This is a genomic window from Ideonella livida (genome assembly GCF_010499455.1).
In the GTDB taxonomy this organism is placed as follows: Bacteria; Pseudomonadota; Gammaproteobacteria; order Burkholderiales; family Burkholderiaceae_C; genus Ideonella; species Ideonella livida.
This window is the reverse complement of the sequence record NZ_JAAGOH010000012.1, coordinates 18,206-31,893: the sequence shown is the minus strand read 5'-3', so window position 1 is coordinate 31,893 and position 13,688 is coordinate 18,206. Positions and strand designations below refer to the sequence as shown.

Below are 13,688 nucleotides of genomic sequence, written 5' to 3'. Positions count from 1 at the left end.
AACGAATGGAGCCCTGCTGCGCGGTTCCCCTCTGGGGCATCGGCCGGCCATTTGCGCCGACGCCACAAGCCCGTCCGTAGATATGCAGTCTGTCCCCGATGGTGTTTGGCAACCCGCGCAGCTCAAAGGTATGGGGAGCCTTGCCTATGGATTTGAAAAGCCAATTCGGCCTTGGAGGGGAAAACCTTGCCTGCGGGGGTTGTGCTGTGGGGGAGTCCCTGTAGATAGGTTAGGCGGTCATTCAGGCTTCCGGCGCCTCTTATCACCTTCTTTTTGCGCTGGCGTCCGGTCATCACCCCGATTCGTTCTGTGGTCGTGGCCGCCGGTATTCTTGTTCCGACCTGTTTCGATGATGCCGTGACGGCCATCTGGTTTCTTACTGTCACCGTTAAACAAGTTATCAAAAATTCCCAATTTCGCCTCCAAGAAAAATCGCTCGTATCGGACGAGCACCGTGCAGCCTAACGAATGAAAGGGACTTCCCCGCCCCGGGTCGGTCGCGATGCGGCGCAAGTTGAGGGGTGCCAGGATGGGCGCAGGTCCGTCATGGTGTCGGTGCCTTGTTTCTCAGTCAAAGGAGAAGTCCATGGCCATCGTATGCGTTGGGATTGATCTCGCCAAGAACGTCTTCGCCGTGCATGGCGTCAACGATGCAGGCAAGCCAGAGCTGGTCCGACCGGCAGTCCAGCGCGACAAGCTGCATGAGCTGATCACAAAGCTGCCACCGTGCATCATTGGCATGGAGGCCGAGCCCGGACACAAGGCGTCCTGAGGACGGCTTGTGCCTAGCGAGGGGTCAAGCCTCTGGCTTGACGCGCCCTGCCCAAAGGGGCGGCCATCTGCGAGACCATCCAGCGCCCGCACATGCGCTTTGTGCCCGTCAAGAACCTCACCCAGCAAAGCCGGCTGAGCGTGCACGTGGCCCGGCAAGGCTTTGTGGAGCAGCGCACCGCCCACATCAACCGTGTGCGGGGTGTGCTCAGTGAATACGGCATCGTCCTGCCGCTCAAGGCCAACACCGTGCGCCAGCGCGCACGCGACCACCTGGACGCCCTGCCGCCCTGGGCCCACACGGTGGTCAACGATTTGCTCGACGAGATCACCCGCCTGGATGAGCGCATCGCCCAATACGACACGCACATCCACGTCATGGCCCAGGCCGACGAGAAGGCGCGCCAGCTCATGCAACTCAAGGGCGTGGGCGAGACCACGGCCACCTGCACCAGCGCCATGATCGGCAACGGCCACGACTTCCGCTGTGGGCGGCAGTTTGCCGCCTGGTTGGGTTTGACACCGGGCCAATACAGCTCGGGTGGCAAGAGCCGGCTGGGCCGCATCACCAAAGCCGGCGACGCCTACTTGCGCACCTTGTTCATCATGGGTGCGCGCGCCATGCTGGCTGCAGCCGCAGGCAAGAAAGACCGCCTGAGCCTGTGGGCCACCACGCTGGCCGAGCGACGCGGCTACTGGCGCGCCGTGGTGGCCATTGCCGCCAAGAACGCCCGCATGGCCTGGGCCATTCTCAGAAAGGGTGAGCAGTTTGCATTGCCAGGCTGAGAGCGGCATTCAAGTGCCCAAAGACCAAATTCCGCATTGAAGGAAAAATCTCCACCGCCGTGTGACGGCAAGCGTTGATGCCAACAGGTTTGGGCCTGCGCGGACAGTGACCGTTTGTAGTTTAGCCAGTCCACACCCTGTTGTTTTCTTCAGGCTTGCCAGTGCGCCGGCTCAGGAGCAGGACATGAGAGAAATGAAAAAGGCCCGCGTTCGGGGCCTTGGGGGGGATAATTTGCTTGCGCTGGGCGGGGAAGCCCTTGTAGTCCAAATTAAGCGGACGCCTTTAGGCGTCCGCTTGAATGCAAGGTTAGATTGCATTCATCGCATCTCTGACTTCGGATAACGCCTGAGGACGGTAAGAGGGATCGTCATCGATCATTGCCAGCACCAACTCCCTCAGCTTTCCGTCGGCGGGGCACTCTTTCCGCGAAGGGACGCCAGCCGAAACCTTTCCCGTGCCAAGGTACCAAAGCACCTTACCCAACTGAAAAATGTCAGATCGATAGTCCACCGGATAGGCCTTGTCTTTGGCGTACTCGATCAGTTCCGGAGAAGAGAAGAAGACAGGGCCGACAAACTCTGTCACTCGAGTAAACGTGTCCATCGGCCTTGCCGAGACATCCTCTGACTGACGCTTCGCGATTCCGAAGTCGATCATCATGGGTGCGGTGTTCGCTGCTGTGCGCCATACGAAGTTGTCAGGCTTGATATCGCGATGAATAAACCCCTTGCTGTGCAAATGCTCGACGGCGGAACAGAGGCCAAACGTGATGCTCTTCAGTTGTTGCATTGACAGCGGTCCGTGATCCTCGACGTGCTGCCGCATGTTGGATCCACCAAGCTGCATTGCGACCCATGGAATAACCACCTCTTGCGTGCCTTGAACTTGCGGTACCACTGCCACAGTACCTGACGCGGAGTGCGCGGAAATGTATGGCGACTGAAGTTCCTTGAGTACTCGGACCTCGTTGTTGAAACGATCTATTCGTGCGGGATTTAGCTGCTTGAGAACTTTGACCGCACAACTCTTTCCAGTGGCCACGTCATGCAATTTTTCCGCGGCATCGAAAACGACGCCATTTCCGCCCATTCTGGTCGCGCCGTAAATCCGATATGACAAGCCGTTGTCGGCGTGTACATGATCGGGCACGTCATGTCGGCCGAGCGATCGATTGTTTTGGAATAGCTCGATGAAGCGCATCCTTCCCCCTTGCAATCTAACGTAAAGATCACCTGCAAACCTGCAAGAACGGCCCGAAGGGCCGAGCTTGCAGGTTTGCAGGTGCACCGGCTTGTTAGCCTTTTATATACTGATCTTTTAAAGAACAGGCTGGTTAGTGTTTGTATTTGTAGAATTTTGCGATGAAAATAAAAATTTGTAGAAAAACTCAAGCGGATCTTTTATCGAAATTTCTAAAGTGCCATTCTTAAGTTCCTCATTACAGTTTGAAATTATTTTCTCCAAATCGAACTTGAATTTTTTTGGATTTATTTTTGTAATAAATTCAGTCAACGAGTCACAATAAACGCCATTCCATTCTTGCTTTGGGTGAATAAAAGTTGTTGAGCTTTCTGGTGCTAGACGGAATATTACATGATGCTTATTTCTTTTATCGATATTGGTAAGACTTCCGTCATGATATAAACCATTTCGCAAAGAGTATAATTTTTCTATTTCATCTTTAGTGTATGTCCCGAATGTATCTAGAGCGATCTTTATGCCAGTTGTATATTTTGTTGGTTTGATGGTGCTACGATATGCACCTCCAAGTTGATCTAGCATTGCAAAGCACGATAGTAAAGGAGTATATGCTTTGGTTCTAACGTTGTTGAAAGAGGCTTGAGATGTTTGCATTAAATCATAAAGACTGGAATAAATTGTTGTGTCTGAGAGGCGTTGATTGCCTAAATTGATATTGAGATGAATAAATGCTAGTTCTGAAACATCGAGATCTTTTAAAGATTTTCCTTGAAAGTATTCTCTTATTTCTGCATTAGATTTTGATTTTAAGTTTGTAGCATTCACTTAGTTCTACTGAAATTTGTGGGTAAGGCTAACGAATAAGTAAAGACTTTCCGGTGCTGGTGTTTTATATTATGGCTAACTAGTTATCGACGACACACCCAATGCCCATATCTGTCCAAAAATTGCCACCGGTAGGCACAAATGGCCAGATGTGGATGCCCAGATGTGGACATGGGGTGTGCCACTGAAGTTTCCAGATGTAGCCATTCTGGGCGATGAGCGCGGGCTGTCAAGCCGCATGGCGGTGGGCGCGGGCGGGCGGGTGAAGTGTGGCCAGCGGGCCAGGCTGGGATGGGGCGGCCGCGGTGCTGGCGGTGTGCCGGGCCTGGGTGGGTTGGTGCGGCCCACAAAGCAAAACGGCGAGGCCAAGGCCTTGCCGTTTTCATTCAGTGGGATGGGGGGCGCGCGTGCGGGCGATCAGCCGCGGGCGGCTGGGGGCAGCAGGGGCGAGACCAGGGGGTCGGGGCACTGGGCGGGGGCGCACAGGGCCAGGCCGTAGGGGCGGGCGCTGCGTTCGATGAGGCGCCAGAGGTAGTCGGCAAAGCTGCGGCGGAAGACCAGGGCCACGCCCTGGGCGTCGCTGCGCAGGATGACCATGGAGGCTTTGCTGACCACGGTGGAGACGCAGTCGCCCAGGGGCAGGGCGTCCACGTCATGCGGGGTGAGGTGGCGCAGCAGCAGCATGTGCTGGGGGCCGCTCAGGCGCAGGGTGGTGAAGCCGCCGCTGTTGTCCACCACCTGCGCAAAGCAGCCGGCCAGGGCGCTGCCCAGGGCGGCCAGCAGGGTGTCGCGCTGGGCGCGGGGGCACAGCAGCCACCATTCGTCGGGCGATTGCCACAGCACCAGGCCGGCCGGGCAGTTGAGCACGGCGCGGGGGCGGGTGGGCAGGGGGGCGCCCAGCACGCCGGCCACGGCGGCCATGAAGGCGGCGTCGTGGGCGTGGCCGCGCAGCACCAGGTAGCCCAGGTCGGGCAGTTCGGCGGCGCGCAGGGCGGCGGGGGTGTGGCCGGTGGCCCCGGGCTGCAGGTGGGCCAGGGGCGAGCGCAGGGCCGTGGCCGGGATGGAGTACGCGAGCTCAGGCATGTTGACGCTCTCCCTTGGGATCGATGAACACGGTGGAGACGACCTTGACCGGGGTGATGCGGTCGCCGGCCATGGCAAACAGGCGCTGGCCTTGGCGCTGGGCGCCGCCGCGCACCACCGCCAGGGCGATGGCGCGGCCCAGCTCGGGGCTGCGGTAGCTGCTGGTCACGTGGCCCAGCATGGGGGCGGGCGCCGGGCCGGGCACTTCGTGCTCCAGGATTTGCGCGCCTTCGGCCAGCACCTGGTTGGGGTCTTCGGGCAGCAGGCCCACCAGTTGTTTGCGGTCGCTGCGGGTGGTGTCGCTGCGCGCCAAAGAGCGCTTGCCCAGGAAGCTGAAGGACTTCTTCATGGACAGGGCCCAGCCCATGCCCAGGTCCACCGGGGTCATGGAGCCGTCGGTGTCTTGGCCGACGATGATGAAGCCCTTTTCGGCCCGCAGCACGTGCATGGATTCGGTGCCGTAGGGGGTGATGCCGAAGTCGGCCCCGGCCTTCATCACCGCTTCCCACAGGGCATGGCCGTAGCCCGACTCCACGTTCAGCTCAAAGCTCACCTCGCCCGAGAAGCTGATGCGGAACACGCGGCAGGGCAGGCCGGCCACGGTGCCGGCGCGCCAGTCCATGAACTTGAAGGCCTCGGGGGAGAGGTCGATGTCTTGGCACAGGCGGGCCAGCACTTGGCGGGACTTGGGGCCCACCAGGGCCACGGTGGACCAGTGGTCGGTGACGGAGGTCATCCACACGCGCAGCTCAGGCCATTCGGTCTGGTGCCAGCGCTCCAGCCAGTTGAGCACCTTGGCGGCGCCGCCGGTGGTGGTGGTCATGTAGAACTGGGTGTCAGAGACGCAGGCGGTGACGCCGTCGTCCATGACCATGCCGTTCTCGTCAAGCATCAGGCCGTAGCGGCACTTGCCGGGGGCCAGTTGGCTCCAGGCGTTGGAGTACACGCGGTTGAGGAATTCGCGGGCGTCCGGGCCGTCGATCTGGATCTTGCCCAGGGTGGAGGCGTCCATGACGGCCACGCCCTGGCGGGCGGCCAGGCATTCGCGCGCCACGGCGGCGTGCAGGTCTTCGCCCGGTTTGGGGAAGTACCAGGGGCGCATCCAGTTGCCCACGGGTTCCAGGGCCGCGTTGCGCGCGGTGTGGCTGGCGTGGATGGCGGTGGTGCGCACCGGGTCGAAGGTGTCGCCTTCCATGGTGCCGGCCAGCACGCCCAGTGACACCGGGGTGTAGGCCGGGCGGTAGGTGGTGGTGCTGACCTCGCCCACCGGGCGCTTGAGGGTGCGGGCGGCGATGACAAAGCCGTTGACGTTGGACAGCTTGCCCTGGTCGGTGCCAAAGCCCAGTGCGGTGAAGCGCTTGACGTGCTCGATGTGCTGCCAGTTCTCGCGGATGGACAGCTCGATGTCGGCCGCGGTCACGTCGTTCTGGTAGTCCACAAAGGCCTTGGCGCCTTCGCCCTCGGGGCGGCCATCGGGCACGCGGAACAGCGGGCGGGCGGGCTGGCGCGGTTGGTGGCGGCAGTTCGGCGCGCTCAGCTTGGCGGGGCGGCCCAGGGCTTGCAGCACCTGGCGCATGGCCTCGGTGGTTTGGGCCAGGGCGTCGGGCAGTTCAAAGGCGCCGGTGACGGCGCCCACGCAGGCCACGCCCTCGCGGCCGGCGCGCGGGGCCACAAAGGCGGCGCAGGCGTCGTCCCACTGGGGGCGGCGGCCGTCGTGGCAGAACAGGTGTACGGTGGGCGAGAGGCCGCCGGAGGTCAGCAGGGCGTCGCAGCGCAGGGTGGGCCCGGCGCCGACGACTTCGTCGCGTTCGGCATGCAGGCGCACCAGCTTGGCCGCGCGCACCTGGCCGCGGCCGCAGGCCTCGCCCACGGCAAAGCCTTGGTGCACCTGCACCCCGGCCTCCAGGCGGCGGGCAAAGCGTTGGGTGCGGGGGTCCACCACCTGCACCTGGGCGCCGGCGCGGGCCAGGGCGTTGGCGGCGTCATAGATCAGGTCGCTGGTGCCGGTGACGACCACCTGATCGCCCACCCGCACGCCGTAGCGGCGCAGGTAGGTCTGGCCGGCCGAGACGGTCATGACGCCGGGCAGGTCGTTGTTGCCAAAGACCAGCGGGCGTTCAATGGCGCCGGTGGCCAGCACCACCTGGTGGGCGCGGATTTTGTGTTGGCGCTGGCGCGGCTGGTGGGGCAGGCGCGCGCCCAGGGGCAGGTGGTCCTGCAGCAGCTCCACGGCCAGCAGCAGGTTGTCCTGGTACAGGCCGAAGGCGGTGGTGCGGGGCAGGCACTGCACATGGGGCATGCCACGCAGCTCGGCCAGGGTGGCGGCCAGAAAGCCGTCGCGGTCGCGGCCGTCCAGGTGGGCGTCGGGGTCTGACAGCAGCCAGCCGCCCAGCTCGCTTTGCTCGTCCACCAGCACGGTGCGCAGGCCGGCGCGGCCGGCCTGCAGCGCGGCCAGCAGGCCGGCGGCGCCGCCGCCCACCACCGCCACGTCCACATGGTGGTGCAGGTGGTCGTAGTGATCGGGATCGGGCTCGGTGGGGGCGCTGCCAAAGCCGGCGAACTTGCGGATCACCGCCTCATAGGTCGGCCAGAAGCTGCGCGGCCACTTGAAGGTCTTGCTGTAGAAGCCCGCGGGCATGAAGCGCGAGGCTTTGCCCAGCACGGCCTTGAGGTCAAAGTCCAGCGAGGGCCAGCCCGAGGTGGAGCCGGCGCGCAGGCCGTCGTACAGCTCGGCCTGGGTGGCCTTGATGTTGGGCACGGTGTGGGCGCCCTGCTCCATCTGCACCAGGGCGTTGGGCTCTTCGGGGCCGGCGCCCAGCAGGCCGCGCGGGCGGCCGTACTTGAAGCTGCGGGCCAGGCGCTGCTTGCCGCTGGCCAGCAGGGCCGAGGCCAGGGTGTCGCCGGCAAAGCCGCTCAGGGCCTCACCGTCGAACTGGAAGTGCACCGCGCGGCTGCGGTCAATGCGGGTGCCGGCGATGTCGACTCGGCGGGCGGTCATGCGGTTTCTCCCTGGGCCTTCATCTCGGCCTCGAAAAGGGGCTTGCCTTCGGCCAGCGTCCAGCTGCCGGAGATCTCGTAGGTGGCGGTGTGGCGGCGCACGGCAAACACCTTGCGGCAGCCGGCGGTGTGCTGCCACTGTTCCCAGAACCAGCCCTTGGTGTTGCGGCGCATGAAGAGGTAGTTGCCCCAGGTGGCGTCGTCAATCTCATCGGGCCGGGCGGGCCGGGGGATGTAGGCCTCGCCGGCGTAGCTGAACTCCTCTTCGTCGCGGAGCGCCTGGCAGTGCGGGCAGTGCAGTCGGAGCATGGGGATGTCCTGTGGCAGGAGGAAGAGGGGGTCAGTGCGCCACGGCGGCGGCGCCGTGCTCGTCGATCAGGTGGCCGCTGTGGAAACGGTCCAGCGCGAAGGCGGCATTGAGCGGGTGCGGCGCGTCGTGGGCGATGGTGTGGGCGAAGACGTGGCCCGAGCCCGGGGTGGCCTTGAAGCCGCCGGTGCCCCAGCCGCAGTTGAAGTACAGGCCCTGCACCGGGGTCTTGCTGATGATGGGGCAGGCGTCGGGCGAGACGTCGACGATGCCGCCCCACTGGCGGTTCATGCGCACGCGCGAGAACTGCGGGAACAGCTCGATGATGGCCGCGGCGGTGTGGTCGATGACGTGCGGGCTGCCGCGCTGGCCGTAGCCCAGGTAGCTGTCAATGCCCGCGCCAATCACCAGCTCGCCCTTGTCAGACTGGCTGAGGTAGCCGTGCACCGCGTTGCTCATGATGACGGTGTCGATGACACGCTGCATGGACTCCGAGACGAAGGCCTGCAGGGGGTGGCTCTCAATGGGCAGGCGGATGCCGGCCATGCGTGCCAGCACCGAGGAATGGCCCGCGGCCACGCAGCCCACGCGGCCCGCCTTCACATAGCCTTGGCTGGTCTGCACGCCCTGCACGCGGCCGCCCTGGATGTCGATGCCGGTGACTTCGCAGTTCTCGATCAGGTCCACGCCCAGCTTGCTGGCGGCGCGGGCAAAGCCGCGGGCCACCGCGTCGTGGTGGGCAATGCCGGCGCGCGGCTGCCAGCTGGCGCCCAGCACGGGGTAGCGGCGGCTGCGGCTGCAGTCGAGCTGGGGGATCTTGTCCTTGACCTCGGCGGCGCTGAGCACATGGGCGTCAATGCCCTGCAGGCGGTTGGCGTTGACCCGGCGCTCGATGTCGCGCATGTCCTGCAGGGTGTGGCCCAGGTTGAACACGCCGCGCTGGCTGAACATGACGTTGAAGTTGAGGTCCTCGGTCAGGCCTTCCCAGAGCTTCATGCCGTGCTCATACAGCAGCGCGGCCTCGTCCCACAGGTAGTTGGAGCGCACGATGGTGGTGTTGCGCGCCGTGTTGCCGCCCCCCAGGTAGCCCTTCTCCAGCACCGCGATGCGGCCGACCTTGTGGTTCTTGGCCAGGTAGTAGGCGGTGGCCAGGCCATGGCCGCCGCCGCCGATGATGACCACGTCGTAGCTGGACTGCAGGGGGTTGCGGGTCCAGGCCGGCTCCCAGGTCTTGTGGTGGCGCAGGCCGTGCTTGAGCAGGCTCCACACCGAGTATTTCTGGCCTTGCACTGAGAGGCTCCTCAGAGGTTGTCGATGCGGTGATTCTTCGAGGGATCGCCCGCATCGATTTGGCTTGGAGCGACACGCGCTTGACCGGCTGCGTCACCGCTCCCAGGGGGCCGGCGCCGGGCGGGCGCCGGCGTGCTTCAGCATTCGACGATGTTCACCGCCAGGCCGCCGCGGGCCGTTTCCTTGTATTTGGTCAGCATGTCGGCGCCCGTTTCGCGCATGGTCTTGATGACCTTGTCCAGGCTGACGTGGTGCGTGCCGTCGCCGCGCAGCGCCATGCGCGCGGCGTTGATGGCCTTGACCGAGGCGATGGCGTTGCGCTCGATGCAGGGGATCTGCACCAGGCCGCCCACGGGGTCGCAGGTCAGGCCCAGGTGGTGCTCCATGCCGATCTCGGCGGCGTTCTCCACCTGCTCGGGGGTGCCGCCCATGACGGCGCACAGGGCTCCGGCGGCCATGGAGCAGGCCACGCCCACCTCACCCTGGCAGCCCACCTCGGCGCCGCTGATGCTGGCGTTCTCCTTGTAGAGGATGCCAATGGCGGCGGCGGTGAGCAGGAAGTCTTGCACCCCCTGGGCGTTGGCGCCGGGCACAAAGCGGCTGTAGTAATGCAGCACGGCGGGCACGATGCCGGCCGCGCCGTTGGTGGGCGCGGTCACCACGCGGCCGCCGGCGGCGTTTTCCTCATTCACCGCCAGGGCGTAGAGGTTGACCCAGTCCATAACCAGCAGCGGGTCGCCCACGGCCGCTTCGGCCCGGGCCAGCAGGTGCTGGTGCAGGGCGCGGGCACGGCGCTTGACCTTGAAGCCGCCGGGCAGCACGCCCTCGGTGGCGCAGCCGCGCTGCACACAGGCCTGCATCACCTCCCAGATGCGGGCCAGGCCGGCGTCGGTCTCGGCATCGGTGCGCCAATGGCGCTCGTTGCGGCGCATCACCTGGGCGATGCTGCAGCCGTGCTCCCGGGTGCGGGCCAGCAACTCCTCGCCGGTGCGAAAGGGCACCGGCAGGGGGGGGTTGTCGGCCACCAGGCGCGGGGCGGGCTCGCCGTCGGCGCCGGTGTCGTGGCTGACCACAAAACCACCGCCCACCGAGTAGTACTCGTGCTGGTCCAGCAGGCTGCCGTCGGCGTCGTAGGCCGCGCAGGCCATGCCGTTGGCGTGGAAGGGCAGGCTGCGGCGGCGGTGCATCACCAGGTCGCGCTTCTCGTCAAAGGCGATGTCGTGGCGGCCGTCCAGGCGCAGGCGGCCGGTGCTGCGCACGGCCTCCAGCAGGCTGTCCACGGCGTCCACGTCCACGGTGTCGGGCTCATGGCCCTGCAGGCCCAGCAGCACCGCCTTGTCGCTGCCGTGGCCGCGGCCGGTGGCGCCCAGTGAGCCGTAGAGCTGCACCTCTACCCGGGTGCAGCGGGTGAGCAGGCCCAGGCCGTCCAGGCGTTGCACGAACAGGCGCGCGGCCTTCATGGGGCCCACGGTGTGCGAGCTGGACGGGCCAATGCCGATCTTGAAGAGGTCGAACACGCTGATGGTCATGCGCAGCTCCAAAGGGTCTCGGGGCGGGCCGCGCCGGGGGCGGCCAGGGTGGGGGCAGAGGCCGGCAGCGGGCCGTGGCGCTCCACCACGATGCCCACCTCGGCCCCGGGGAAGGGCGCCAGCTTGAACAGGCCCAGGTTCAGGCGCTCCAGCCCAAAGCGCTGGCGCAGCAGTTCACACATGCTGTGGGCCATGGCCTCGACCAGGCGGTGCGGGCGCGAGAGGGCCAGGGCGCGCAGCTGGTCGATCACCTCGGCGTAGTCCACCGTGTCGGCCAGCTCGTCACTGGTGCAGGCGGCGGTGTGCGGCAGGTCGAACTCCAGGTCCAGCACCATGGGCTGGGGCTCGGTTTGCTCCCAGTCGTACACGCCGATGCGGCCCCGCAAGGGCACGCGGCGCAGCACGATGCGGCGGGTGGTGTGGCCGGTGGCGGGCGCGTTCACTTGAGCACCACCGTGCGCTGGCCGTTGATGAAGACCCGGTGCTCCAGCACGCTGCGCAGTGCGCGCGACAGGGTGGTGCATTCCAGCCGGCGGCCCACGTCCAGCAGGTCTTCCGGGCTTTGTGCATGGTCCACCGATTCGGTGGCCTGGGCGATGATGGGGCCCTCGTCCAGGTCGGGCGTGGCGAAGTGGGCGGTGGCGCCGATCAGCTTGACCCCGCGCTCGAAGGCCTGGTGGTAGGGCCGGGCGCCTTTGAAGGCCGGCAGCAGGCCGTGGTGGATGTTGAGGATGCGGCCGGCCAACTGGGCGCACAGCCCGTCGGAGAGCACCTGCATGTAGCGCGCCAGCACCACAAAGTCCACCGCCTGCTGGCGGACCAGTTCCAGCAGCCGCGCTTCTTGCGCCGCCTTGGTGTCGGCCGTGATCGGCAGGTAGGTGAAGGGCAGGCCGGCGGCCTCGGCCAGGCCGCGCAGCTCCTCGTGGTTGGAGACCACGCCCACCGGGTCCATGGCCAGCTCGCCGCGGCGCCAGCCGGTCAGCAGGTCCACCAGGCAATGCTCCAGGCGCGAGACCATCAGCAGCACGCGGGGGCGCTGGGCCAGGTCGTGCAGGCGCCAGTGCAGGGCCTGGATGCCCGGGGCCACCTGGTCCAGGTCGGCGCGCATGGTGGCCAGGGCGGTGGCGGCGGTGCCGGCGCTCTCGGCGCTTTCGGCCCGGCGGAACACCGCCCGCAGGAAGAAGCGCTCGCTGGGGCGGTCGTCGTGCACCGCGAACTCCTCGACATAACCGCCGTGGCGCTCGATCAGCGCGGCCATGGCGGCAACCTGGCCGGCCGCGCTGCGGCAGACCACCTGCAGGGCGTAGCGGCTGGGGGGACGGGGGGGAGTGGACATGGGGGCTCTCGCAATCTCGCAAGGTCGGGGACGGGGCGCTTTGGGCCCGAACTGTCAGTGAGCGCGGGCGGCGCCACTTGACTGGAGGCGTCACCGCCTTGTCCGATTGCGCCCGCCTACGGGCAGACCCCGGTGCGGCCGCGGGCCGCTGGCCGGGCCTTGCCGGTCGCCCGGTGGCGGTGCCCCTGTTGGTCCCCATGTCGAATTTGGGCGGCCTGCATGACGCCCCCGTCCAAGCGCTGGCCGAGCCGCTGGCTAACGTCCCACCAGGGGTTTCCCCTTGGGTCCGTGGGGCGGCACCAGGCCGCCACGCGGGTGGGTGGGTGGAACGGTGGCGTGCGCCACCGGACGGCGCAGGGACAGGGGATGGGCATGGCGTTCTTCCAGACGGGCATCGGGTGGCGGCGGGCGGTGGGGGCCTTGACCCTGTGGGTTGGGGCCCTGGCGGCCGGGTGGGCGGGCCTTGGCGTGGTGCCGGCGGCGGCGGCCCCCGCAACGCCCGCCGAGCCCGGTCTGGTCTTCACCTCCTGGGGCGGCAGCTATGCCCAGGCCCAGCAACAGACGCTGGTGGGCCCGTTCAGCGCCCAGACCGGGCTGCGGGTGCAGGTGCAGGAGTACGCCGGCGGCCTGGCCCAGCTGCGTGCCCAGCAGGCGGCCGGCCGCATGGAGTGGGACGTGGTCGACCTGGTCATGGGCGATGCGCTGGAGGCCTGCCGCCTGGGCCTGCTGGAGCGCATCGACCCCGCCAGCCTGGAGCCCGGCACCCAGGGCGAGGCCCCGCAAGACGACTATCCCCCGGGCACGCTCACCCCCTGCCTGGCGGGCACCACCGTCTGGTCCATCGTGCTGGTGCACCGGCGCCAGGCCCAGGCCAGCCACGACCCCCGCACCCTGGCCGACCTGTTCGACCTGGAGCGTTTCCCCGGCAAGCGGGGCCTGCGCCGCACGCCCGAGGGCAATCTGGAGTGGGCGCTGCTGGCCGATGGCGTGCCGGTGGAGCAGGTTTACGCGGTGCTCTCCACCCCGGCCGGGGTGGAGCGCGCCTTTCGCAAGCTCGACACCCTGAAGTCGCGCATCGTCTGGTGGGACGACCCGGCCACGCCGCTGCAGCTGCTGGCCCGTGGTGAGGTGGTGATGAGCAGCACCTACAACGGCCGGGCCTATGCCGCCATGCTCAAGGGCGCGGGCTCGCTGCGCTTCATCTGGGACGGGCAGTTGCTCAGCGTCACCGGCCTGGGCATCGTCAAGGGCGGGCCGCACCCGGCGGCGGCGCGTGACTTTCTGCGCTTTGCCACCCGGCCGGCCACCATGGCGGCCATGGCGCCGCTGATGGCCTACGGCCCCACCCGCCTGTCGGCTGCGCGCCTGGTGGACCCGGTGATGATGCACCTGCTGCCCACCGCGCCCTGGTACCGCAAGCGCTCGCTGAACCTGGACACGGCCTGGTGGCTGCAGCACGGCGAGGCGATGCGCCGGCGCTTTGACACCTGGCTGGCACGCTGAAGCTCGCCGCCCGGCGGCCGGTCTATGTCGCGTCCGGCCTGAAGCCTGGCGCCTGCGGCC

10 protein-coding genes and 1 pseudogene are annotated in these 13,688 nt (G+C 66.4%); 2 read left to right on the top strand and 9 right to left on the bottom strand.

The annotated features are described in order from the left end of the window. The first annotated feature begins 586 nt into the window (after window positions 1-586). Window positions 587-1,557: pseudogene (locus G3A44_RS11375) on the top strand (IS110 family RNA-guided transposase). Between the two features lie 307 nt (window positions 1,558-1,864). Here the strand turns inward: G3A44_RS11375 and G3A44_RS11370 are convergent. The 9 genes from G3A44_RS11370 to G3A44_RS11330 all read right to left on the bottom strand — a co-directional run bounded on the left by G3A44_RS11370 (window position 1,865) and on the right by G3A44_RS11330 (window position 12,125). Continuing rightward, entirely contained in the window at window positions 1,865-2,758 is an 894-nt protein-coding gene (locus tag G3A44_RS11370; RefSeq protein WP_163457642.1) for a serine/threonine protein kinase, read from the bottom strand. A gap of 117 nt (window positions 2,759-2,875) precedes the next feature. Further along, a complete protein-coding gene (locus G3A44_RS11365; RefSeq protein ID WP_163457641.1) occupies window positions 2,876-3,583 on the bottom strand; it encodes a hypothetical protein in 708 nt (235 codons plus the stop codon). Window positions 3,584-4,000: 417 nt separating this feature from the next. Then, window positions 4,001-4,666, bottom strand: a complete 666-nt coding sequence (locus tag G3A44_RS11360) for a sarcosine oxidase subunit gamma (protein ID WP_163457640.1) — start codon at window positions 4,664-4,666, stop codon at window positions 4,001-4,003. Then, complete coding sequence (locus G3A44_RS11355) at window positions 4,659-7,664, bottom strand: sarcosine oxidase subunit alpha family protein (protein ID WP_163457639.1); 3,006 nt, start codon at window positions 7,662-7,664, stop codon at window positions 4,659-4,661. The genes G3A44_RS11360 and G3A44_RS11355 overlap by 8 nt, the downstream gene beginning before the upstream one ends. Beyond that, window positions 7,661-7,972: a sarcosine oxidase subunit delta gene (locus tag G3A44_RS11350; RefSeq protein ID WP_163457638.1), complete on the bottom strand. Its 312-nt coding sequence runs from the start codon at window positions 7,970-7,972 to the stop codon at window positions 7,661-7,663. The genes G3A44_RS11355 and G3A44_RS11350 overlap by 4 nt, the downstream gene beginning before the upstream one ends. A gap of 31 nt (window positions 7,973-8,003) precedes the next feature. Continuing rightward, window positions 8,004-9,260 (bottom strand): sarcosine oxidase subunit beta family protein, encoded by a 1,257-nt coding sequence (locus tag G3A44_RS11345; RefSeq protein WP_163457637.1) that lies wholly within the window; start codon window positions 9,258-9,260, stop codon window positions 8,004-8,006. A gap of 137 nt (window positions 9,261-9,397) precedes the next feature. After that, the gene (locus G3A44_RS11340) at window positions 9,398-10,789 is read right to left on the bottom strand and encodes an L-serine ammonia-lyase (RefSeq protein WP_163457636.1); all 1,392 of its coding nucleotides are present in this window, start codon (window positions 10,787-10,789) and stop codon (window positions 9,398-9,400) included. Continuing rightward, window positions 10,786-11,232: a dihydroneopterin aldolase gene (locus G3A44_RS11335; RefSeq protein ID WP_163457635.1), complete on the bottom strand. Its 447-nt coding sequence runs from the start codon at window positions 11,230-11,232 to the stop codon at window positions 10,786-10,788. Before G3A44_RS11335 ends, G3A44_RS11340 begins: the two co-directional genes overlap by 4 nt. Continuing rightward, window positions 11,229-12,125 carry a formyltetrahydrofolate deformylase gene (locus tag G3A44_RS11330; protein WP_163457634.1) on the bottom strand — a complete coding sequence of 299 codons (897 nt, stop codon included), beginning with the start codon at window positions 12,123-12,125 and terminating at the stop codon, window positions 11,229-11,231. Before G3A44_RS11330 ends, G3A44_RS11335 begins: the two co-directional genes overlap by 4 nt. 372 nt (window positions 12,126-12,497) lie before the next feature. On the opposite strand from G3A44_RS11330, the gene G3A44_RS11325 reads away from it, so the two are divergent. Continuing rightward, the gene (locus G3A44_RS11325) at window positions 12,498-13,628 is read left to right on the top strand and encodes an ABC transporter substrate-binding protein (protein WP_163457633.1); all 1,131 of its coding nucleotides are present in this window, start codon (window positions 12,498-12,500) and stop codon (window positions 13,626-13,628) included. The last annotated feature ends 60 nt before the right edge of the window (window positions 13,629-13,688 follow it).